This is a genomic window from Nocardioides sp. S5, from assembly GCF_017310035.1.
GTDB lineage: Bacteria > Actinomycetota > Actinomycetes > Propionibacteriales > Nocardioidaceae > Nocardioides.
In genome coordinates this window covers 4,334,650-4,355,569 of sequence record NZ_CP022296.1, presented here as the reverse complement: position 1 = coordinate 4,355,569, position 20,920 = coordinate 4,334,650, and the positions used below count along the sequence as shown (strand labels likewise).

Here is a 20,920-nt window from a genome sequence, read left to right as displayed (position 1 = left end):
CCCGTGCGCAGTCGTGGGTATCGCGCGATAGCGAGGACGTCTTGGACGGTCCCGCCCCGGCCCCGCAAGGATGGCGTGATGACTCCCGACGCCCAGCGCCCGGTCCGTGTCGTCCAGCTCGGCGGGCTGATGCCCTTCGTGCGCCAGTGGCTCACCGAGCGGTACGCCGCGCCAGCGCGGGCCGACCTCGCTGACCCGACGGGGGTCGACGTCGCGGTCGTCGGTGGGGGCGCGAAGGTGGGTCCCGCCGAGATGGACGCGCTCCCGGACCTGCGCGCGATCGTCAACTTCGGTGTCGGCCACGACAACATCGACGTGCCGGAGGCCACCCGTCGCGGCGTCGTGGTGTCGAACACCCCCCACGTCCTGACCGACGCGGTGGCCGACCTGGCGGCGGTGCTGGTCGTCGACGTGCTGCGCGGCGTCACCGCTGCGGACCGGTTCGTCCGCAGCGGTGCATGGGCCCGCGGCGAGAAGATGCCGCTGGCCCGCGACGTGCGCGGCGCGGTCGTCGGGGTGCTCGGCCTCGGCCGCATCGGCACGGCCGCGGCGGCGCGGCTGGAGGCCTTCGGGGCCGAGGTCCACTACCACTCGCGCAGCGCCAAGGACGTCGCCTGGACCTACCACCCGAGTCCGGTCGAGCTCGCCCGCGCCAGCGACGTGCTGGTGGTGCTGACGCCGGGTGGAGCGGGCACCGAGCGGCTCGTGGACGCGGACGTCCTCGACGCGCTGGGCGCGGACGGATACCTGGTCAACGTCGCGCGCGGCTCGGTGGTCGACGAGGACGCGCTGCTGGCTGCGCTGGAGCAGGGCCGGATCGCCGGCGCCGGGCTCGACGTCTTCGCCGACGAGCCCCACGTCCCGGTGGCGCTGCTGCAGCGTGACGACGTCGTGCTGCTGCCGCACGTCGGGAGTGCGACCACCCAGACCCGCGAGGCGATGGGGCGGCTCGTGCTGGACAACGTCGACGCCTTCCTCGAGCGCGGCGAGCTGGTGACCCCGGTCGGGTGACACGGCTGTTCTCCTCGGGGGTTGACGCACTTGTGTAATGAGTTGCACACTCATCATACAAGTACGAGACGACGTGAGGAACCCCATGACGCAGACCCTGACCCCGCCCGCCGCGACCGCCGCCACGGGGGACCGCATCCGCAGCGTGACGCTGTCGCACGTGGTCCTGCCGCTGCCCAACCCGGTCAGCGACGCGAAGGTGCTCACCGGGCGGCAGAAGCCGCTGACCGAGACGGTCATGCTCTTCGTCGAGCTCACCACCGAGCACGGCTTCGAGGGGATGGGCTTCAGCTACTCCAAGCGGGCCGGCGGCAAGGCGCAGTACGCCCACCTCAAGGAGGTCATGGACGTCGCGATCGGCCAGGACCCCAGCGACATCGCCAAGATCTACGAGTCGCTGATGTGGGCCGGTGCCTCGGTCGGCCGCTCCGGTGTCGCCACGCAGGCCGTCGCAGCGCTGGACGTCGCCCTCTACGACCTCAAGGCCCGCCGCGCCGGACTCCCGCTCGCCAAGCTGCTCGGCGCGCACCGCGACTCGTGCCGCGTCTACAACACGTCCGGCGGCTTCCTCCAGGCCTCCGTCGAGGAGATCAAGGAGAAGGCCACCGCCTCGATCGAGTCGGGCATCGGCGGCATCAAGATCAAGGTCGGCCAGCCCGACTGGCGCGAGGACCTGCGCCGCGTGGCAGCCCTGCGCGAGCACCTCGGCGACGGCCCCTTCATGGTCGACGCCAACCAGCAGTGGGACCGCGCCCGCGCGCGCCGGATGTGCCGCGAGCTCGAGCAGTTCGACCTGGTCTGGGTCGAGGAGCCGCTCGACGCGTGGGACCACGTCGGCCACGCCGACCTCTCGCGGACCTTCGACACCCCGATCGCCACCGGCGAAATGCTCACCTCGGTCGACGAGCACATGGGCCTGGTCGACGCCGGCTACCGCGGCATCGTGCAGCCCGACGCCCCGCGCATCGGCGGCATCACGCCGTTCCTCCGCTTCGCGACGCTCGCCGCCCACCACCGCCTCGACCTCGCCCCGCACTACGCCATGGAGATCCACCTCCACCTCGCGGCGACGTACCCCACCGAGCCGTGGGTCGAGCACTTCGAGTGGCTCAACCCGCTCTTCGAGGAGCGCATCGACATCCACGACGGCCAGATCTTCGTGCCGGACCGCCCGGGCCTCGGCTTCACGCTCACCGAGCGCATGCGCGAGCTCACGGTGGAGACCGCTACCTTCACGGCGTGACGACCACTCTCGCCCAGCGCGTGGTCGCCGGCCTCAAGGACAAGATCCTGGCCGGCGACCTCGCCCCCGGCGCCAAGCTGCCGTCGGAGTCGGAGCTCATCGAGGAGTACGCCGTCTCGCGCACGGTCGTGCGTGAGGCCGTGACCCGGCTCCGGGCCGAGGGCCTCGTCGAGACCCAGCAGGGGCGCGGGTCCTTCGTGCTCGCGGTGCCCGAGACGTCGTCGTTCAGCGTCGAGTCGTCCGCCATCCGCACCCACGCCGACGTCCTGGCGATGCTCGACTTCCGCATCGGCGTGGAGAGCGAGGCGGCCGCGCTGGCCGCGCGGCACCACACGGCCGCCGACGTCACCGCGATCGAGGAGGCGATGTCCGGCTTCACCCGGGCGGGCCACGAGGGGGCCGTCGAGGCGGACTTCGCGTTCCACCTCGCCGTCGCCCGCGCGACCGGCAACCGGTTCTACGTCGACCTGCTCGGCTCGCTCGGGCCGATGATGATCATGCTGCCGCGCACCCGCCTCAACGCGGCGTACTCCATGACGGACGCCAGCCACGTCGAGCGGGTCCAGCGCGAGCACGACAACGTCGCCGCGGCGGTCCTGGCCGGTGACGTGGAGAGCGCGCGCGCCGCGATGCGCCTCCACCTGGGCAACACCCGCCGCCGCGTCACCTGATCGCCTTCGGCGGTTGAGGTGCGAGCGCAGCGAGCCTCGAGACCCCGCTCGGGGTTCGCAGGTCTCGAGGCTCGTCGCTGGCGCTCCTCGCACCTCGACCGGCGAAAGGTGTCACCAGCGCGAGGTGTTGACCTCGAAGTCCGGCTGGATCGAGCGCATGTAGACGGTGTCCTCGCGCCGGCGCACGCCGCACGACAGGTAGAGCTCGTGCAGCTCGCCGAGCCGGTCGCGGTCGAGGTCGACGCCCAGTCCCGGGCCGGTCGGCACGGCGACCGACCCGTCCGAGAACGACAGCACGCCGTCCGCGACCACATCCTGGGTCTTCCAGGGGTAGTGGGTGTCGCAGGCGTACGTCAGGTTCGGTGTCGCGGCTGCGAGGTGGACCATCGCTGCGAGCGAGACGCCGAGGTGGGAGTTGCTGTGCATCGACAGCCCCATGCCCCACACGTCGGTGATGCCTCCGAGCAGCGCGGACTTCCGGAGCCCGCCCCACAGGTGGTGGTCGGACAGCACGACCTGCACCGCGTCCTGCGCGATCGCCGGGGGCAGGTGCTCCATCGCGATGACGCACATGTTGGTCGCCAGCGGGACGTCCGTGCCGGCGGCGACCTCGGCCATGCCGGCGATGCCGGGGGTCGGGTCCTCGAGGTACTCCACGACGCCGGCGAGCCGGGAGGCGACCTCCAGGGAGGTCGCCGGAGTCCAGGCGCCGTTGGGGTCGAGCCGCAGCGGAAGGTCGGGGAAGGCGTCGCGCAGCGCCTCGATCGCGTCGCACTCCTCGTCGGGGTGGAGCACGCCACCCTTGAGCTTGAGCGAGCCGAATCCCCAGCCGTCGACCATCCGGTGGGCCTGGGCGACGATCCCCTCGGGGGTGAGCGCCTCGCCCCACGCGTCGTCGGCGGAGCCCGGGTGCCCGGCCCACTTGTAGAAGAGGTATCCGCTGAACGGCACCCGCTCGCGCACGGCGCCGCCGAGCAGGTCGCTGACCGGCACGCCCGCCTCGCGCCCCTGCACGTCGAGGCAGGCGACCTCGAAGGGGGAGTAGACGGTGTCGACCGCCGAGTCGACGTCGAGCATCCCGCCGAACGACGCACCGCCCCCGCCGGCCTCTCGGCCGAGGACCTCGGTGACGACGCGGCGCAGGCCGTGCAGGTCGTACGGGTCGTGCCCGCCGAGCGCGGACGCGACGGCTTCGAGCCGCGCGAGGTGGGTCTCGTCGGCGTACGTCTCCCCGAGTCCCAGCAGCCCGGAGTCGGTGTGCAGCTCGACGATCGCGCGCAGGGCGTAGGGCTGGTGCACGCCGACGACGTTGAGGAGCGGCGGGTCCTCGAACGCGACCGGCGTGACGACGACCCGCGAGATGCGGCTGCGGCTCACTTCGGGGGCTTCACCGCGAGCACGGGCGCATCGAGCTCGAGCAGCAGCCGCTGGGCGTCGCTGCCCGTCACCAGCTTGCCGACCGGGGAACGACGGCGCAGCCCGATCACCACCAGGCGGGCGCCGGTGCGCTCGACCGCGGCCGCGAAGGTGTCGACGATGTCGGCGCCGTGGTCGGCCTGGTCGACCCGCGCCGTGACCCCCTGGGCGGAGGCGGCGTCGACGAGGCGCGCGACCTCGTCGTCGCCGACCAGCGTGATGTCGACGGTGCTGCCACGACGTGGGCTGTTGAGGATCACCACGTCGTCGCCGCGGGCGGCGGCCTCCTCGATGCCGGCCGCCAGGGCCGCTTCGCCGACGGGTGTGGGCACGTAGCCGATGAGGACGGTCATCTGACGCCTACTTCCTGGTCGTGGGTGTCGGTGGGGGTCTCGGCGTCGGCGCGACGGATGAACGCCCTCTTCACCAGCGGCAACGCGATGACGAGCAGGGTGAAGGCGAGGATGGTCCCGGAGATCGGACGGGTGACGAATCCGCTCGGGTCGCCCTCGAAGATCAGCATCGACCGCCGGAAGCTCGACTCGATGAGCGATCCGAGCACGAAGGCCAGCACCATCGGGCCGGGCTCGAAGCCGGTCTTCTTCATCAGGTAGCCGATGATGCCGAAGATGATCATGACGAAGATGTCGAAGACCGAGTTGTTGATCGTGTAGACGCCGAGGATCGTGATCAGGGCCGTGATCGGCGCCAGGATCGCCGGCCGCACGCGCAGGATCCTCACGAAGATCCCTACCAGCGGGATGCTCAGCAGGAGGAGGATCAGGTTCCCGATGTACATCGAGTTGATGACCCCCCAGAAGAGGTCGGGCCGCTCGTCGATCAGCTGCGGCCCCGGCGTCACGCCCACGACGAGCAGTGCTGCGTAGAGCATCGCCATCGACGCGTTGGCGGGGATGCCGATCGTGAGGAGGGGGATGAAGGACGAGGTGGCCGCTGCGTTGTTGGCCGACTCGGGTCCGGCGACCCCCTCGATGGCGCCCCGGCCGAACCGGGACGGGTCCTTGGCGACCCGCTTCTCCGCTGCGTACGCCGCGAGCGAAGCCATCACGGCACCGCCTCCGGGCAGGACGCCGAGGAAGAAGCCGATGAACGAGCCGCGGCCGATGGCCGGCGTGGCCTCCCTGAGGTCCTTGCGCGAGGGCCAGATGTTCGCGATGGCGGCGGGGACGTGGGGCTTGCCGTGGCGCTCCTCCAGGTTGTAGAGGATCTCCCCGACACCGAAGAGACCCATCGCGACGACGACGAAGTCGATGCCGCCCTCGAGGTTCAGGCTGCCGAAGGTGAAGCGGTTGGCGCTGGTGAAGCTGTCGCTCCCGACGGTCGCCAGGAGGAGGCCCACCGCAGCGGCGGCAAGGGCCTTGACGGTGTGGCCGCTGCCGATCGTGGCGACCAGCAGTACGCCGAGCAGGGCGAGGGCGGCGTACTCCGGGGGGCCGAAGTCGAGCGCGAAGCCCGCCACGACCGGGCCGAGCAGGGTGAGCCCGATGATCGACACCGTGGCGCCGACGAAGGAGCCGATGGCAGCGATCCCGAGGGCCGTCCCGGCCCGGCCCTGCTTGGCCAGCGCGAAGCCGTCGAAGACGGTGACGACCGAGCTGGCCTCGCCAGGGATCCGCAGCAGCACCGAGGTGATGGTGCCGCCGTACTGCGCGCCGTAGTAGATGCCGGCCAGCATGATGATGGCGGCGACCGGGTCGTTGGCGTTGTAGGCGATCGGCAACAAGATGGCCATCGTGGCGGCGGGGCCGAGGCCGGGCAGCACGCCGATGAGCATGCCGATGACGACGCCGATGAGGCAGTAGAGCAGGTTGCCCGGTTGTGTCACGACGCCGAAGCCGTCAAGGAACGCGTTCCAGTCCATGGGGGTCTCCTCTCCTGCTCAGAAGGCGATCAGATGGGGTAGCGAGATCTTCAGGGCGTAGAGGAAGAGCAGGTAGAACGCCGCCGTCGTGGCCACGGCGATCACGATCGTGCTGCGCCAGGTCTCGCCGCCGAGGAAGCGGAGCCACACGATGCACAGCAGCACGGCAGGGATCTCGAAGCCGATGGTCGGCATCAGGAAGCCGAGGCCGACGAAGGTCGCCCCGCCGACCAGGACCAGCAGGCTGGACCGGGTGAACTTCTCGGCGTCGTCGAGGCGCGGGCCGATGACCAGCAGGACCACGCCGAGCACGGCGATCGCTGCTGACACGGCCATCGGCCACAGGCCCGGGCCGGGTCGCCGGAGCGACCCGAGCCCGTAGCCGTACGCCAGCACCGCAGCGGTGATGCCGAGGAGGACGACCACGGCGGCGGCCACGAGCTGGTAGGCAGGGCCACCCTCCGGCGGTCGCTCCTCGGCCAGCTCCCGGGCGACCTCGGCCTGGAGCTCGGCGAGGATATCGGGCTCGTCGGCCGGGCGCGTGTCCCGATCGCTCATGGTCGTCTCGTCTCTGGCTGCAGTGGGTGGTCGAGCGCTGCGTCGACTCAGCTTGCGGAGCCCAGGTCGATGCCGTACTCCGCGACGAGGTCGGCGTACCGCTGGGTGTCCTCCTCGAGCTGGGCCACGACCTCGTCCCCGGGGATCTCCATCGGCGTGAGGTTGTTCTGCTCGTTGAACGCCTGGTACTCCTCGGTCTCGAAGGTCGCCTGCATCGCCTCGGCGATCGCGTCCTGGACGTCCTGGGGCGTGCCCTTCGGGACGGTCATGAAGCGGTACTGGGCGACCTCGACGTCGAGGCCCTGCTCCTGTGCGGTGGGCACGTCGGGGAGGAACTCGACGCGCTCGGGGCCGAAGACGGTGATCGGGACGATCTTGCCGGCCTCGATGTTCTCGATGGCCTCACCGACCTGCAGGCAGGCAGTGTCGACCTGGTTGCCGAGGAGGGCGGTCAGCGCGGGGGCGCCACCGTCGAAGGGGATCGCCTCGGCGGAGGTGTCGTTGACGTTGAAGGTCAGCGCGCAGGCGAGCTGGGCGCCCGTGCCGACGCCGGTGGTGCCGTAGGTGACCTTGCCTTCCGCGTCGGCGAAGTCGTCGACCGACTCGAAGCCGCTGCCCGTGCTGGCGACGAGCACGTAGTCGTCGCGCGAGACGCCCATCACGACGTCGAAGTCGTCGATGCTGGTCACCTCGTCCTCGCCGACGGCGAGCGGGGTGATCGCGAAGAGCGAGGCGTTCTGCACCGAGATCACCGACCCGTCGGGCTCGGCGTCGGCGACCTCGGCCGCGGCCAGTGCGCCGTTGGCGCCCTCGCGGTTGATGACCGGGAAGGAGCCGCCGAGCTCCTCGGCGAGGCCGGCGGACACCTGGCGGCTGATCAGGTCCGAGGAGCCGCCGGCCGAGGCGCCGACGGGCATCTCCACCGCGCCGGTGGGGTACTCGCCGCTGTCACTCCCACCGCCGGCGGTGTTCTGGACACCGCCGCAGGCGGACAGGGCGAGGGCTGCGCCGGTCGCGATGGCCGCGAGGCTGAGGGTGTTCTTGCGCATCTGGTGACTCCTTGTTCGGGGTGTGATCACCGACACTAGGTTTGTACGACGATGCCGGTCCAAGCCCGATTGCGCATGGACTGATCCATCTGGAGCATCGTAGTCTCGGCGCGTGATCACCCTCGACCAGGTCCGCTCGTTCGTCGCGGTGGCCGAGGAGCTCCACTTCGGCCGCGCCGCCGAACGGCTGCGGATGACCCAGCCGCCGCTGTCGCGACAGATCCAGAAGCTCGAGAAGGCCGTGGGAGCCCGGCTGCTCGAGCGCGACAACCGCCGGGTCGAGCTGACCGGAGCAGGAGCGGCCTTTCTCGACGAGGCCTACCGTCTCCTCAACCTGGTCGAGGGGGCCGGCGACCTGGCACGCCGCGTGGACGCCGGCGCCGCTGGCGTCGTACGGCTCGGGTTCACGGCCGTGTCGGCGATCTCGATCCTCGGGCCCCTCTTGCGTCGCCTCACCTCCGAGCTGCCGGACGTGGAGGTGGTGCTCTCCGAGCGCGTGACCAACGCCCAGGTCGACGGCATCCGGCGCGGTGAGCTCGACATCGGCCTGGCGCGACCGCCCTTCGACACCTCGCTGCTGCGCTCGCGCGTCGTCCTGCGCGAGCCCCTGATGGCCGTCGTGCCGGCACAGCACCCCCTCGCTGTGCTCGACCGGCCGCTCACGCCTGACGACTTCGACGGCCAGACGGTGATCGGCTACAACCCCGACCAGTCGCGCTACTTCCACGAGCTCTCGGTGCGGTTCTTCGCCAATGCCCATCCGCGCATCGACCAGCGGGTCCACCAGGTGCTGACCGCGATGCTCCTCGTCTCCGCCGAGCGGGGAGTGACCCTGGCGCCCGCCTCGGCTGCGTCGCTGCACGTCGACGGCGTGGTCTTCAAGGAGCTTGCCCACCACGGAGGTGACACGCGGGTCGACGCCGACCCCGACCAGCCGGTCGAGCTGCACGCCATCTGGTCGCGCGAGGCGCTCGCCCCGGTCGTACGCCGAGTGCTCGACGTCGTCACCGCCTGACGGGTGGGCTAGTCAGGGTTTCCCTGCGCTTCGTGGCTCCTGAGGCTTATGGTCGTCCTGTTCCGCGCCGATGGCAGGGGGTGCGATGTCGGACGACACACGAGGCGAGCGCCGCGTGGCGGCTGCGACGTGGGTCGACGACCAGACGCGTGAGCACCTCCAGGTGCTCGTGGAGGGCGTCGCCGTCCTCGCCGGCTTCGAGCAGTCCTCCCTCACCCTCAGCCGCGGCTGCGACTTCGAGGTCGTGGCTGCCGCCGGCGTGGAGGACGGCCACGTCGGACGCCGGGTGCCTGCCGCGTCGATCGAGGCCGAGCTCGCCGTCGCCGACGAGTGGGGCGTCTGGCGCTTCGTCCCGCACGACCGCGCCAGTGCGGAGGCGCTGGAGTACAGCCACATCCCCGACGTCCCACCGCTCGACGGCGAGGACGCGTGGCACCCGCTCGACCTGCTCGCCGCGCCCATCTTCGACGACCAGGGCCGGCTGCGCGGCCTGCTCTCGGTCGACAGTCCGCGCGACGGCCGGCTGCCGAGTCCGGAGAAGCTCGAGGTGCTCACCCAGTACGCCGGTGTCGCCCGCACCCTGGTGCTGCTCGCGTTGGATCGAGAGGAGCTGTCCGAACGCGTCCGGCTCGCCGGCGAGGCGCGCGAGATCGTGCGCAAGGCGCTGGGGGAGCCCACGCTGGACCTGGTCCTGGAGGCGTGCCGCTCGACGGTGGTCGCGTGCTTCGACGCCGTCGGCATGTGGCTCACCGCGTTCGACGCCGACGGCGGCCCGGCGCGCACCACGTCCTTCGTGATGGGCGAGGACTACGTCGTGCCGCCGTTCTCCGAGATCGACGACGTCGTCATCCGCCTCTCGCACCGCTACTGGAAGGACCAGTACGCCGCACCCTTCTCCCGCAGCAATGCCGACCAGCCGGGTCTCCCGCCGGCGGACGCCGAGCGGCTGCTCGGTTTCCTCGAGCAGATCGGCATCGGCTCGGTGCTGTTCGTCCCGCTGGGGGTGGGCCCGGAGTGCCTCGGCTTCCTGGTGCTGACCCGGGTCTCGGACTCTCGCCGCTGGACCGACGTGGAGATCGGCGCTGCCCTCGACATCGGTCGGGACCTCGGCCGTGCCGTCGCCAACGCGCGCCAGCTCGAGCTGGAGAGGGCGGTCGTCGACCGACTGCGCCGCCTCGACAGCTATCGCGTCGAGGTGGTCAACACGCTCGGGCACGAGCTGCGCAACCCGCTCTTCTCGATGAGCGCCAACCTCGAGCTGCTCGCGGTCGGCCCCCTCGACCCCGAGGCGCGGCGTTCGGTGGAGGCGGCCTCGCGTGGCGCGTCCCGGATGCGCGCGGTCATCGAGGACATGCTCACCATGGCGCAGGTGGCCGACCCGCGACGCGGGTTCGACCCGATCGACGTGGACCTGCGCCGGGTGCTGCGCGACGTCCTCCAGGAGTGCCACGCCGCCGCGAACGCCGCTGAGGTGGTCTGCGAGCCGGATCTGCCCGACGAGGCCGTCGTGGTGCGGGGTGAGCCGGAGGAGCTCTTCCAGCTCTTCTCCAACCTGGTCGGCAACGCCATCAAGTACTCCGATCCCGGGGGCCGGGTGGGCGTGGGGGTGGCGCTGCGCGACGGTGAGGTCGTCACGACCGTCGAGGACACCGGCATCGGCATCTCGCCGCACGACCAGGACCAGCTCTTCCGCGAGTTCTTCCGCTCCACCAACCCCGAGGCCCTCGCGCGTCCGGGGACCGGCCTGGGCCTGGCGATCGTGGCGCGCATCCTCAAGCGCCACTCCGGCACCATCGAGCTCGACTCCGAGCGGGGCCGCGGCACCACGGTGACCGTCACGCTCCCGACCTGGACCGGCCCCGTGGCTGACGACCACGTCAGCGCCGAGCGCTGAGCCCGAGCGTCACGAAGGTGCTCAGCGGGTCCTCGGCGTAGTCGCCGAACGGCGCGCACGTGACGAACCCGGCACGGGCGTAGAAGGCCCGGGCGGGCGTGAAGAACTCCATGCTCCCGGTCTCGAGCGAGACCCGCTCGACACCTCGCGACCGCGCGTCGTCGAGGAGGTGGGCGAGCAGGAGTGACGCGACGCCGCGGCCGCGGAGCCGCGGCTCGGTGCGCATGCTCTTGAGCTCCTCGTGGTGCGCCTCCAGCCCGGCCAGCGCCGCGGTGCCGACCAGGTCCTCGCCCTCGGTCGCCACCCACAGCCGCACGTGCGGCCGCTGGAGTGCCGACAGGTCGAGCGCGTGCCGGCTCTCCGGCGGTGCGGTGGGCTCCATGTCGTCGAGGTGTGCCTGCAGGAAGGCGGACAGCCGCGGGTCGGTGAAGTCGGCACGGGAGATCTGCACGCGTCCATCATCGTCGAGCCGTCGGTGCGCGCATCGCTGGCACGCGTGCGGGTACGGACGGGGTCCGAACGCCCCCGAGGAAGGACGCGACGTGAGCAACGACGACCAGAGCCGGCAGGACCCCACCCGCGCGCACGCGCAGCCCGACACCGAGGGCGAGGACCTGCCCCGCCCCGGCGACGAGGACTCCGTGACCCGGGAGATGGACGAGAAACCCGACCACGGCGAGGAGTCGTACGTCGGCCATGACCGGCTGCTCGACCAGGTGGCCGTCATCACCGGCGGCGACTCCGGCATCGGCCGAGCGGTCGCGCTGGCCTTCGCGCGCGAGGGTGCCGACGTGGTGATCGCCTACCTCGAGGGGGAGGACGACGACGCCCGGGAGACGGGCCGCCTCGTCGAGGATGCCGGGCGCCGGGCGGTGCTGGTGCCGACCGACCTCGTCCGCGAGGAGGCGTGCCAGGCGCTCGTCGACACGGCCGTGGCGGAGTTCGGCCGCATCGACGTCCTGGTCAACAACGCGGCCTACCAGATGGCCCAGCCGGGCGGGATCGCCGACATCACCACCGAGCAGCTCGACCGGGTGATGCGCACCAACGTCTACGCCATGTTCTGGCTGTGCCGGATGGCGCTGCCGCACATGAAGGCAGGGTCGTCGATCATCAACACCTCCTCGATCCAGTCCTCGCAGCCCTCGCCCGCGCTGCTCGACTACGCCTCCACCAAGGCCGCGATCGTGAACTTCACCCGGGGCCTGGCGCGGTCGGTCGCGGAGGACGGCATCCGCGTGAACTCGGTCGCGCCCGGCCCCATCTGGACGCCGCTCATCCCGGCGACCATGCCGGACGACAAGGTCGCCTCCTTCGGCGAGGACACCCCGCTCGGTCGAGCCGGCCAGCCGGCCGAGGTGGCGACGGCGTACGTCTTCCTCGCCTCGGCCGAGTCGAGCTACATCACCGGTGAGGTCATCGCGGTGACCGGCGGCAACCCCGTCACGATGTGACGCACGGCGCGGGCTGCGGGGCGTTGTCCCGCGCCCCCACGGGGTACTGATCCGCACACGCACGACCGAGGCCGGGAGGCACACCCACATGTCGAATGACGCCATCGTCCTGCTCAAGGACGACCACCAGCAGATCCGCAAGGTCTTCAAGGACTTCGAGGCAGCCGGCGACAACGCCGAGAAGCGCAAGGGCCAGCTCGTGGACAAGATGATCGAGCTGCTCACGCAGCACACCTACATCGAGAACGAGGTCATGTACCCCCGGGTGCGGGAGCTGCTTCCCGACCTCGAGGACGACGTGCTCGAGTCCTACGAGGAGCACCACGTCGCCGACCTCCTGGTGGTGGAGCTGGCATCGATGAAGCCGAGCGACGAGCGCTTCGACGCCAAGACCACCGTCCTCATCGAGAACGTCACGCACCACATGGACGAGGAGGAGCAGGACTGGTTCCCGAAGGTCCGCGAGGGCCTCGGACGCAAGGCCCTCCAGGAGATCGGCGAGGAGATGCTCGAAGCGAAGAAGAAGGCGCCGAAGCGGCCCTCACAGCCGAGCGCGCTGAAGAAGACCATCGACGCGGTCATCTCCTGACGCTCCCTCACACCTCCGTCGCGCCGGCGTAGCCCTCGCGATAGGTCGGCAGCGTCGGCGTCCAGCCGGTCGAGCGGAGACGGGCGTTGGACAGCCGCTTGCCGTGGCCCTGTCCGGGGTCGGCGGGCGGGGGCGGCGGGGCGTCCAGACGCTCCGCGAGGAAGGCCGCCACGTCACCGAGCTGGGCGGGCTCGTCGTCGGTGCCGAGGTAGAGCCGCTGCGGCTCCTGCGCCATCGTCAGCAGGTGGACCACCGCGGCGGCCGCGTCGCCCCGGTGGATGCGGTTGGTCCAGCGGTGGGGGTCGTCGATCCGGCCCTCGCGGACCTGGTCGAGCAGCCGCGTGCTGCTGCCGCCGTACAGCCCCGAGAGGCGCAGCACCGTGCCGTGCGGGACCCGCTCGTGGAAGGCGTCCTCGGCGGCGACGAGCATCCGGCCCGGACCGTCGGTCGGCGCGGTGGGTGCCGTCTCGTCCTCGAGGTCGGGCCGGTCACGGCTGCCGTGGACCGCGGTGGACGACACCAGCACCGCGCGCTCCGGCGGCTCCGCGAGCGCGTCGAGGGCGCGCGCCATGCCGTCGACGTACGTCGCCCGGTAGGACTCCTCCGTGCGCGGTCGGGCGGTGAGCGCGACGACCACGAAGCAGGGACGTACGTCGGACAGGTCGGGCGCCTCGCGGGTCAGGTCGACCGCCCGGCCGACGAGCGGCGACGGCACCTTCGCGGCATTGCGGCGCAGGGCCAGCACGTCGTGGCCGAGACCGGCGAGGCGCAGGCCGACCTCGGCGCCGAGGTCGCCGGCGCCGACGAGGAGGACGTCAGGTGTCACTCGGTCACGGTAGCGAGTCGCACCATGCCCCACGAGCATCACTGCATTCAGAATCGGGCTTGGACAGGCATCGTCCGTCCTTCCTAGGTTGGTGAGCACCGCCACATCGACCGAAGGACGCAGCGTGACGAAGTACAGCCCCACCGAGCTCGTCGAGACCCTGGGCAGCGGCCTGCTGTCCTTCCCGGTGACCCACTTCGACGCCGACCTGCAGCTCGACGAGACGGCCTACCGCGCCCACCTCGAATGGCTCAGCGGCTATCCCGTCGCCGGCCTGTTCGCCGCAGGCGGCACGGGCGAGGGCTTCTCGCTGACCGCCGAGGAGACCGACCGCGTCGTGCGCGCGGCGATCGCCGGCGCGGGCGGCAAGGTGCCGGTGCTGGCGCCCGCGACCGGATCGACGGTCAACGCCGTGGCGCAGGTCCGGGCGGCCGAGGAGGCCGGCGCCGACGGCATCCTGCTGATGCCGCCGTACCTCACCGAGGCGGGCCAGCGCGGACTCGTGGAGCACATCAGCGCGATCTGCGCTGCGACCAGCCTCGGGGTCATCTACTACTCCCGCGCCAATGCCGTCCTCGGCACCGACGCGCTCGAGCAGGCCTGCGCCCGCAACGCGAACCTGGTCGGCTTCAAGGACGGCGTCGGGTCGATCGAGCAGATGACCCGGACCTACGCCCAGCTCGGCGACCGCCTCGTCTACGTCGGCGGCCTGCCGACGGCCGAGGTCTTCGCGCTGCCGCTGCTCCAGCTCGGCGTGACGACCTACAGCTCGGCGATCTTCAACTTCGTGCCGCAGTTCGCGCTGGACTTCTACGACGCGGTGCGTCGTCAGGACCGGGCGGCGGTCTACGCAATGCTGAACGACTTCGTCATCCCCTACACCAAGATCCGCGACCGCGAGTCCGGCTACGCCGTCTCGATCGTCAAGGCCGGTCTCGCCGCCGTCGGTCGTCCCGCCGGGCCGGTCCGCCCGCCGCTGTCCGACCTGCTCGACGCCGAGCGCGACGAGCTCCAGACCCTCGTGGACAAGGTGGCAGGCTCGAAGGCCTGACCCCTCACGCCAGGACAGCACCGCCAGCAGGACAACTGGGAGGAACCCCCGTGACCGATCAGGCCACCAGCATCATCGCCGGCACCGAATCCGAGCAGCCCGACGTCGTTGCCGCCACCAGCGCGGCCGCCGAGGCGTTCGCTGCCTACCGGGCGACCAGCCCGGCGGAGCGCAGCGCGTTCCTCGAGGCCGTCGCCGCGGAGATCGAGGCCGACAAGGACGCGATCATCGTCGAGGCCGTCCGCGAGAGCGGACTGCCCGAGGCCCGGATCACCGGGGAGGTGGGTCGGACGACCGGCCAGCTGCGGATGTTCGCCGGTGTGGTGGCGCAGGGCGACCACCTCGGGGTGCGGATCGACCCCGCGCTCCCGGACCGTGCGCCCCTGCCGCGCGCCGACATCCGGCAGCGGATGGTGCCGCTCGGCCCGGTCGCGGTCTTCGGCGCCAGCAACTTCCCGCTCGCCTTCTCGACCGCCGGCGGCGACACCGCGTCCGCCCTCGCGGCGGGCTGCCCGGTCGTCGTGAAGGGCCACCCTGCCCACCCGGTCACCGGAACGCTCGTCGCCCGCGCGATCAACCGCGCGGTCGAGAAGTCCGGCCTCCTGGCCGGTACCTTCTCCTTCGTCCTCGGCGGTATCGAGACCGGTCAGGAGCTCGTCGCCGACCCGCGCATCACGGCCGCCGGCTTCACCGGCTCCCGCGGCGGGGGGCTCGCCCTGGTGCGTGCCGCTGCGCAGCGTGACGTGCCGATCCCGGTCTACGCCGAGATGTCCTCGATCAACCCCGTCGTGGTCCTTCCCGGCGCGCTCGCCGCCAACGACACCGCGGCCTTCGCGCAGGCGTACATCGGCAGCCTCACGCTCGGATCGGGCCAGTTCTGCACCAACCCCGGCCTGCTGTTCCTCCCCTCCGGCGAGGAGGGCGACGCCTTCCTGCGCGCCGCCGGGGAGGCTGTCGCCGGCGCGTCCGGCCAGACGATGCTCACCCCGGGCATCGCGGAGGCCTACCGCACCGGGACCGCCAGCCTGCGCGACGTCGCGGGCGTCCGTGTCGTCGCCGAGGGCAACGACGCCGGCGACCTGGCCCCCGCACCTCTGGTCGTCGAGGCGCACGCGCTCGAGCACCCGGTCACCGACGAGGTCTTCGGCGCCTCCGGCGTCGTCGTGAGGTACGACGACGTGGCCGACCTGGTGACCCGGCTCGACGATCTCGAGGGCCAGCTCACGGCGACGGTCCATGCCGCGGAGGCCGACAGCACGGCCGCGGCCGCGCTCGTGCCGGTGCTCGAGCTGAAGGTGGGCCGGATCCTCTTCAACGGCTGGCCCACCGGCGTCGAGGTCGGGCACGCGATGGTGCACGGCGGTCCGTTCCCCGCCACCTCCGACTCGCGCAGCACCAGCGTCGGAAGCCTGGCGATCGAGCGCTTCCAGCGTCCTGTTGCCTACCAGGACGTGCCTGCGGGCCTGCTGCCCGAGGCCGTCCGCGACGACAACCCGTGGGGCCTGCGTCGCCGCATCGACGGAGCGCTGGAGAAGTGAGCACGATCGCCAAGGTCGACGTCGTCCCGGTCGCCGGGCACGACTCGATGCTGCTCAATCTGAGCGGGGCGCACGGCCCCTTCTTCACCCGCAACATCGCGATCGTCACCGACTCCGAGGGCCGCGAGGGCATCGGCGAGGTGCCCGGCGGCGAGGCCATCCGGCAGACGATCGTCGACGCCGCCGAGATCCTGGTCGGACAGCCGGTGGCGACGTTCCGCAGCCTGCTGCGGCGGGTCGCCTCGGCGTACGCCGACCGTGACGCCGGCGGTCGCGGCCTGCAGACCTTCGACCTCCGCACCACCATCCATGCCGTGACGGCCCTCGAGTCGGCACTCCTCGACCTGTCCGGCCAGGCGCTCGGGGTGCCGGTCGCCGAGCTGCTCGGCGACGGTCAGCAGCGCACGAGCGTGCCCATGCTCGGCTACCTCTTCTACGTCGGTGACCCCGACCGGACCGACCTGCCGTACCTCCGCGAGCACGACGGGACGGACGACTGGGAGAAGGTTCGCCGCGAGGAGGCGATGACGCCCGAGGCCGTCGTACGCCTCGCCGAGGCCGCGCAGGCGCGCTACGGCTTCAGCGACTTCAAGCTCAAGGGCGGCGTGCTGCCCGGTGAGGAGGAGGTCGCCGCAGTCACCGCGCTCCACGAGCGCTTCCCGGACGCCCGGATCACCCTCGACCCCAACGGCGGGTGGCTGCTCGAGGACGCCATGCGGTTGCTGGGCGGCCTCGACGACGTGCTGGCGTACGCCGAGGATCCGTGTGGCGCCGAGGGCGCCTTCTCCGGGCGCGAGGTGATGGCGGAGTTCAAGCGCCGCACCGGTATGCGCACGGCCACCAACATGGTGGCGACCGACTGGCGGCAGATGGCCGACGCGGTGCGGACCAACGCCGTGGACATCCCGCTCGCGGACCCGCACTTCTGGACGATGGCGGGCTCCGTGCGGGTCGCCCAGCTGTGCCACGACTTCGGTCTCACCTGGGGCTCGCACTCCAACAACCACTTCGACATCTCGCTCGCCATGTTCACCCAGGTCGGGGCAGCGGCGCCGGGTGAGATCACCGCGCTCGACACCCACTGGATCTGGCAGGACGGCCAGGGCCTGACCACCGCGCCGTTGCAGATCCGCGACGGGGGGATCGAGGTGCCGACCGCTCCCGGGCTCGGCGTCACCCTGGACCGCGAGCGGGTCGCCGAGGCGCACGAACTCTACCTCGAGCACGGCCTAGGCGCGCGCGACGACGCGATCGCGATGCAGTACCTCGTCGACGACTGGACCTTCGACCCCAAGCGTCCCTGCTTGGTGCGCTGATGCCTCCCCGGATGGATTTCCACTCCAGCGAGTGGAAATCCATCGCGGCCTGAGCGTGAAGCCGGTGTCCTGCCGATGAAGATCCACTCGAGCGAGTGGAAATCCATCAGGCCCGCGCCAGGAACTCGTCGACCTCGGCAGCCGTCGGGGCCGACTCCGGCCCGCGCCGGGTCACCTTGATCGCCGCGGCCGCGTTGGCCCGGCGGCACCCCTCCACCCAGGGCGTGCCGGCGGCGACCTCGGCCAGCAGGGCGCCGGTGTGGGTGTCGCCCGCGCCGTTGGTGTCGAGCGGCTTCTGCGGGAAACCCGGCACGTCGGTGGTCTCGCCGCCGACGTGCACCGCGCAGCCGCCGGGACCGTCGCGGACGATGGCGACGGCGTCGCCGCGCAGCAGCGGGGCGACAGCGGTGGTGAGCCCGGCGAGGTCGTCGGGGACCGGCAGGTCGGCGGCGCGGAGCAGGCCCTCGGCCTCCTCGGCGTTGCTCGACCACACGTCGGTGACCCCGAGCATCGCCTCCCGCACCTCGGTCGGCAGGTCGGCGAAGGCCGCGCCCGGGTCGAGCACGACGACGACGTCGGGGTCGAGCGTCGGCAGCCAGGCGAGCAGCGGGTCGCGGGTGCGGTCGAGGGCCAGCGAGAAGCCGGTGACGCACACGAGGTCGCCCGCACGTGGGGCGGAGGTGGCGAGCGACTGCACGCTGATCTCGCGCTCGGCGCCGAGCGTGGTGACGAAGGTGCGCTCCGCGCTCGGCTCGACCATGACCACGCAGATGCCGGTGTCGAGGTCGGGGACCGGCGGAGCGGAGGCCGCGATGCGGTCCCGGTCGAGCGCCTCGCGGACCATGTCGCCGTGCGGGCCGGTGCCGTGGGCGCCGGCGTGCACGCAGTCGGCGCCGAAGCGGGCAGCCGCGACGAGCACGGTGACCGCGCCGCCGGCGTAGTCGGTCGCCGAGGAGGCCATCACGTTCTGGCCGCGCGGCGGCAGGCCGGGCACCTCGACGACCACGTCGACCAGCGCCTGGCCGGTGTGGATGACCCGGCTCATGCCAGCACCTCGTCGGTCGTGGCGAGGGTGATCTGCGGCGGGTAGAGCGCCATCACGTCCAGCGCCGCGCGGTGGTTCTCCGGCGTCGAGCCCGCGCAGGCATCGGTCACGACCGTGATCGTGGCGCCGGCGTCGGCGGCGGCCAGGGCCGTCGAGACGACGCAGCAGTCGGTGGACACCCCCGCCAGCACCAGGTGCGGCGTCGGGCCGGTGATCGCCTCGAGGGCCGGGCCCCACTTGCCGAAGGTCGGCAGCGAGACGACCTCGCTCCCCAGCCCCCGCGCCGACGGCACCAGCTCGAGCAGCGGGTCGTCCTCGGCCACGTCCGCGAACGGCCAGGCTTCGAGGTACGCCGCCCAGCTGCCCTGCGGGTCGGTGGCCGGGACCCAGCGGGTGACGACCGTACGCCGACCCGCCGCGGTGGCGAGTCGGCGTACGGGATCGACGACGGCGGGGAACATCGGGGAGCCCCACGGGCTCGAGGCGTCGGCGAAGATCCGCTGCGGGTCGATGACGACCAGCCAGGCGTCGGGATGCATGGCGCCAGCCTGTCAGAGCCGCGCTACTTCACCTCGGCCCGCAGGACCGCGCGCAGGCCGAAGGCCAGCGGGATCCAGAGCCAGACCGTCGTGGTGATGGCCAGCTGGAGCCAGTTCTCACCGGTGACGTTCCCGTCGAAGAGCGGGATCGTCGCGTAGTTGACGTCGACCCACGGCTGCAGGTCCTCGAACCACTGCTGGAAGGCGGCCAGGGCTCCGAGGGCTCCGGGCAGGACCAGGGCGTAGACGAAGTAGGCCACGATCGCCGCCGGCGAGCTGCGGAGGACGGTGCCGAGCATGAAGCCCATCAGCATGCCGATCAGGTTCGCCAGGACGATGAGGCCGAACTGCTCGACGGTGATGTTCCAGACCGGGTCCAGGCCGGTGACGGCCGAGCCGACCAGGGTGCCGACGGCGCCGACGCCGAGGGCCACGAACATCGACGCCACGCCGATGCCGAGGACGGCGAGGAGCTTGGAGAGCACCACGCGTCCGCGCCACGGCACGAGCGTGTAGGTCGTCAGGCCGGTGCGCTGGCTGTACTCGCTGGTGATCGAGAGGATCCCGATCATCGGGAGGATCACCGACATCGGCATGCCCATCGCAGTCGCGAAGGTCTCGAACGTGATGGCGTCGTCGGGTGCCCAGAGGATGACCGCGGCGCTCGCCAGCACGGTCACGATGCCGACGCTGGCCATCAGCCAGAAGCCCGCTCGGGTGTCGAACATCTTGCGCAGCTCGACGCCCATCAGGCGGGTGAGCGGGATGGGAGCGATGGTGCGGGCGGCACGATCGGTGGGTGGAGTCGTCGGGACGGGGGTGGCGGTTGCGGTGGTCATGCTGCTGCTCCTTCACGGGCGGTCTCGGCGGTGAGCTCGAGGAACATCTCCTCCAGGCCTGCGCCGTCGGCGCCACGCAGCTCACGGAGGGGTACGGCGGCGCGCAGCGCGACCTCGCCCACGGTCTCGGGTTCGGCGTCGACGCGCAGTCCGCCGTCGACGGGGTGGGCGACGAGCCCGGCCTGGGTCAGCGCCCGGGTGAGCACGTCGGTGTGACTGGTGCGCACGATCGTGCCCGCTCCGGCGAGCAGCTCGGCCTTGGTGCCCTGGGCCACGATGCGGCCCTGGCCGATGACGACGAGGTCGTCGGCGATGACCTCGATCTCGTGCAGCAGGTGCGAGGACAGCAGCACCGTGCCGCCGTCGTCGGCGAAGCCGCGCAGCAGGTCGCGCATCCAGCGGATGCCGGCCGGGTCGAGGCCGTTGGCGGGCTCGTCGAGGATGAGCACGTCGGGGTCGCCGATGAGCGCGGTGGCGATGCCGAGGCGCTGGCGCATGCCGAGGGAGTAGTTGCGCACCCGGCGCTCGGCCTCGTCCTCGGTGAGGCCCACCCGGGCGAGGGTCTCCGCGACCCGGGTGCGGGGCAGGCCCATCGTCTGCTGGGCGATGGCGAGGATCTCGCGACCGGACCGGCCGGCATGCTGGGCGGAGGCGTCGAGGAGGACGCCGACCTCCAGGCCTGGGTTGGCCAGCTCGCGGTAGTCGCGGCCGGCGATGGTCACGCGTCCGGTGGTCGGGCGGGTGAGGCCGACCATGACGCGCATGGTCGTGGACTTGCCGGCACCGTTGGGGCCGAGGAATCCGGTGACACGGCCGGGAGCGGCCGTGAAGGACACGTGGTCGACGGCCGTGAAGCGGCCGTAGTGCTTGGTGAGGGACTCGACGCTGATCATGGGTCGAGCCTCGCCGCGCGGGGCCGTCGCGCGCATCGGGGACGAGGCCCCGTCCGTCCCTGAGGACGACCCTGAGAAACCCCCCAGCCGA

General features: G+C 71.7%; 21 protein-coding genes. 10 read left to right on the top strand and 11 right to left on the bottom strand.

Annotated elements, in window-relative coordinates; translation table 11 throughout:
* The first annotated feature begins 78 nt into the window (after positions 1-78).
* From CFI00_RS21540 to CFI00_RS21530, 3 genes are all read left to right on the top strand, one after another.
* Positions 79-1,011 carry a 2-hydroxyacid dehydrogenase gene (locus CFI00_RS21540; protein ID WP_207082993.1) on the top strand — a complete coding sequence of 311 codons (933 nt, stop codon included), beginning with the start codon at positions 79-81 and terminating at the stop codon, positions 1,009-1,011.
* 85 nt (positions 1,012-1,096) lie between these two features.
* Complete coding sequence (locus tag CFI00_RS21535) at positions 1,097-2,254, top strand: mandelate racemase/muconate lactonizing enzyme family protein (protein WP_207082992.1); 1,158 nt, start codon at positions 1,097-1,099, stop codon at positions 2,252-2,254.
* Positions 2,251-2,925 (top strand): FadR/GntR family transcriptional regulator, encoded by a 675-nt coding sequence (locus tag CFI00_RS21530; RefSeq protein WP_207082991.1) that lies wholly within the window; start codon positions 2,251-2,253, stop codon positions 2,923-2,925. The genes CFI00_RS21535 and CFI00_RS21530 overlap by 4 nt, the downstream gene beginning before the upstream one ends.
* A gap of 111 nt (positions 2,926-3,036) precedes the next feature.
* Here CFI00_RS21530 and CFI00_RS21525 read toward each other — a convergent pair whose 3' ends face one another.
* From CFI00_RS21525 to CFI00_RS21505, 5 genes are read right to left on the bottom strand one after another with little or no spacing between them, the layout of a single operon-like run.
* Complete coding sequence (locus CFI00_RS21525; RefSeq protein ID WP_207082990.1) at positions 3,037-4,302, bottom strand: glucarate dehydratase family protein; 1,266 nt, start codon at positions 4,300-4,302, stop codon at positions 3,037-3,039.
* On the bottom strand, positions 4,299-4,694 hold the full coding sequence (locus CFI00_RS21520; RefSeq protein WP_207082989.1) for a universal stress protein: 396 nt from the start codon (positions 4,692-4,694) through the stop codon (positions 4,299-4,301). Before CFI00_RS21520 ends, CFI00_RS21525 begins: the two co-directional genes overlap by 4 nt.
* Entirely contained in the window at positions 4,691-6,223 is a 1,533-nt protein-coding gene (locus CFI00_RS21515) for a tripartite tricarboxylate transporter permease (protein WP_207082988.1), read from the bottom strand. Before CFI00_RS21515 ends, CFI00_RS21520 begins: the two co-directional genes overlap by 4 nt.
* Positions 6,224-6,241: 18 nt before the next feature.
* Complete coding sequence (locus tag CFI00_RS21510) at positions 6,242-6,781, bottom strand: tripartite tricarboxylate transporter TctB family protein (RefSeq protein ID WP_207082987.1); 540 nt, start codon at positions 6,779-6,781, stop codon at positions 6,242-6,244.
* Positions 6,782-6,828: 47 nt separating this feature from the next.
* Positions 6,829-7,830 carry a tripartite tricarboxylate transporter substrate binding protein gene (locus tag CFI00_RS21505; protein ID WP_207082986.1) on the bottom strand — a complete coding sequence of 334 codons (1,002 nt, stop codon included), beginning with the start codon at positions 7,828-7,830 and terminating at the stop codon, positions 6,829-6,831.
* Between the two features lie 112 nt (positions 7,831-7,942).
* Here CFI00_RS21505 and CFI00_RS21500 point away from each other — a divergent pair, with 112 nt between their 5' ends.
* Positions 7,943-8,845 carry a LysR family transcriptional regulator gene (locus CFI00_RS21500; protein ID WP_207082985.1) on the top strand — a complete coding sequence of 301 codons (903 nt, stop codon included), beginning with the start codon at positions 7,943-7,945 and terminating at the stop codon, positions 8,843-8,845.
* An 85-nt stretch (positions 8,846-8,930) separates the two neighbouring features.
* On the top strand, positions 8,931-10,739 hold the full coding sequence (locus CFI00_RS21495; protein ID WP_207082984.1) for a GAF domain-containing sensor histidine kinase: 1,809 nt from the start codon (positions 8,931-8,933) through the stop codon (positions 10,737-10,739).
* Here the strand turns inward: CFI00_RS21495 and CFI00_RS23995 are convergent.
* Complete coding sequence (locus tag CFI00_RS23995; protein ID WP_207082983.1) at positions 10,723-11,190, bottom strand: GNAT family N-acetyltransferase; 468 nt, start codon at positions 11,188-11,190, stop codon at positions 10,723-10,725. The genes CFI00_RS21495 and CFI00_RS23995 overlap by 17 nt on opposite strands.
* Before the next feature lie 91 nt (positions 11,191-11,281).
* Here CFI00_RS23995 and CFI00_RS21485 point away from each other — a divergent pair, with 91 nt between their 5' ends.
* Together CFI00_RS21485 and CFI00_RS21480 are read left to right on the top strand one after the other, a co-directional pair.
* Positions 11,282-12,193 (top strand): SDR family oxidoreductase, encoded by a 912-nt coding sequence (locus CFI00_RS21485; protein ID WP_242532558.1) that lies wholly within the window; start codon positions 11,282-11,284, stop codon positions 12,191-12,193.
* A gap of 88 nt (positions 12,194-12,281) precedes the next feature.
* Positions 12,282-12,782, top strand: coding sequence for a hemerythrin domain-containing protein (locus CFI00_RS21480; protein WP_207082982.1), 501 nt, complete (start codon positions 12,282-12,284; stop codon positions 12,780-12,782).
* Positions 12,783-12,789: 7 nt separating this feature from the next.
* Here the strand turns inward: CFI00_RS21480 and CFI00_RS21475 are convergent, their stop codons facing one another.
* Entirely contained in the window at positions 12,790-13,608 is an 819-nt protein-coding gene (locus CFI00_RS21475; protein ID WP_207082981.1) for an NAD-dependent epimerase/dehydratase family protein, read from the bottom strand.
* A 124-nt stretch (positions 13,609-13,732) separates the two neighbouring features.
* Between CFI00_RS21475 and kdgD the strand changes: the two genes are divergently transcribed.
* The 3 genes from kdgD to CFI00_RS21460 are packed head-to-tail and all read left to right on the top strand — an operon-like array spanning position 13,733 to position 17,513.
* Positions 13,733-14,659 carry a 5-dehydro-4-deoxyglucarate dehydratase gene (gene kdgD, locus CFI00_RS21470; RefSeq protein ID WP_207082980.1) on the top strand — a complete coding sequence of 309 codons (927 nt, stop codon included), beginning with the start codon at positions 13,733-13,735 and terminating at the stop codon, positions 14,657-14,659.
* 50 nt (positions 14,660-14,709) lie between these two features.
* Positions 14,710-16,197 carry an aldehyde dehydrogenase (NADP(+)) gene (locus tag CFI00_RS21465; RefSeq protein ID WP_207082979.1) on the top strand — a complete coding sequence of 496 codons (1,488 nt, stop codon included), beginning with the start codon at positions 14,710-14,712 and terminating at the stop codon, positions 16,195-16,197.
* Positions 16,194-17,513 carry an enolase C-terminal domain-like protein gene (locus CFI00_RS21460; protein WP_242532557.1) on the top strand — a complete coding sequence of 440 codons (1,320 nt, stop codon included), beginning with the start codon at positions 16,194-16,196 and terminating at the stop codon, positions 17,511-17,513. Before CFI00_RS21465 ends, CFI00_RS21460 begins: the two co-directional genes overlap by 4 nt.
* A 106-nt stretch (positions 17,514-17,619) precedes the next feature.
* On the opposite strand, the gene CFI00_RS21455 is transcribed toward CFI00_RS21460, so the two are convergent.
* The 4 genes from CFI00_RS21455 to CFI00_RS21440 are packed head-to-tail and all read right to left on the bottom strand — an operon-like array spanning position 17,620 to position 20,829.
* Positions 17,620-18,558 (bottom strand): PfkB family carbohydrate kinase, encoded by a 939-nt coding sequence (locus CFI00_RS21455; protein ID WP_207082978.1) that lies wholly within the window; start codon positions 18,556-18,558, stop codon positions 17,620-17,622.
* The gene (locus CFI00_RS21450; RefSeq protein WP_207082977.1) at positions 18,555-19,097 is read right to left on the bottom strand and encodes an isochorismatase family protein; all 543 of its coding nucleotides are present in this window, start codon (positions 19,095-19,097) and stop codon (positions 18,555-18,557) included. Before CFI00_RS21450 ends, CFI00_RS21455 begins: the two co-directional genes overlap by 4 nt.
* Before the next feature lie 23 nt (positions 19,098-19,120).
* The gene (locus CFI00_RS21445; protein ID WP_207082976.1) at positions 19,121-19,936 is read right to left on the bottom strand and encodes an ABC transporter permease subunit; all 816 of its coding nucleotides are present in this window, start codon (positions 19,934-19,936) and stop codon (positions 19,121-19,123) included.
* The gene (locus CFI00_RS21440) at positions 19,933-20,829 is read right to left on the bottom strand and encodes an ATP-binding cassette domain-containing protein (protein WP_207082975.1); all 897 of its coding nucleotides are present in this window, start codon (positions 20,827-20,829) and stop codon (positions 19,933-19,935) included. Before CFI00_RS21440 ends, CFI00_RS21445 begins: the two co-directional genes overlap by 4 nt.
* Positions 20,830-20,920 lie beyond the last annotated feature (91 nt).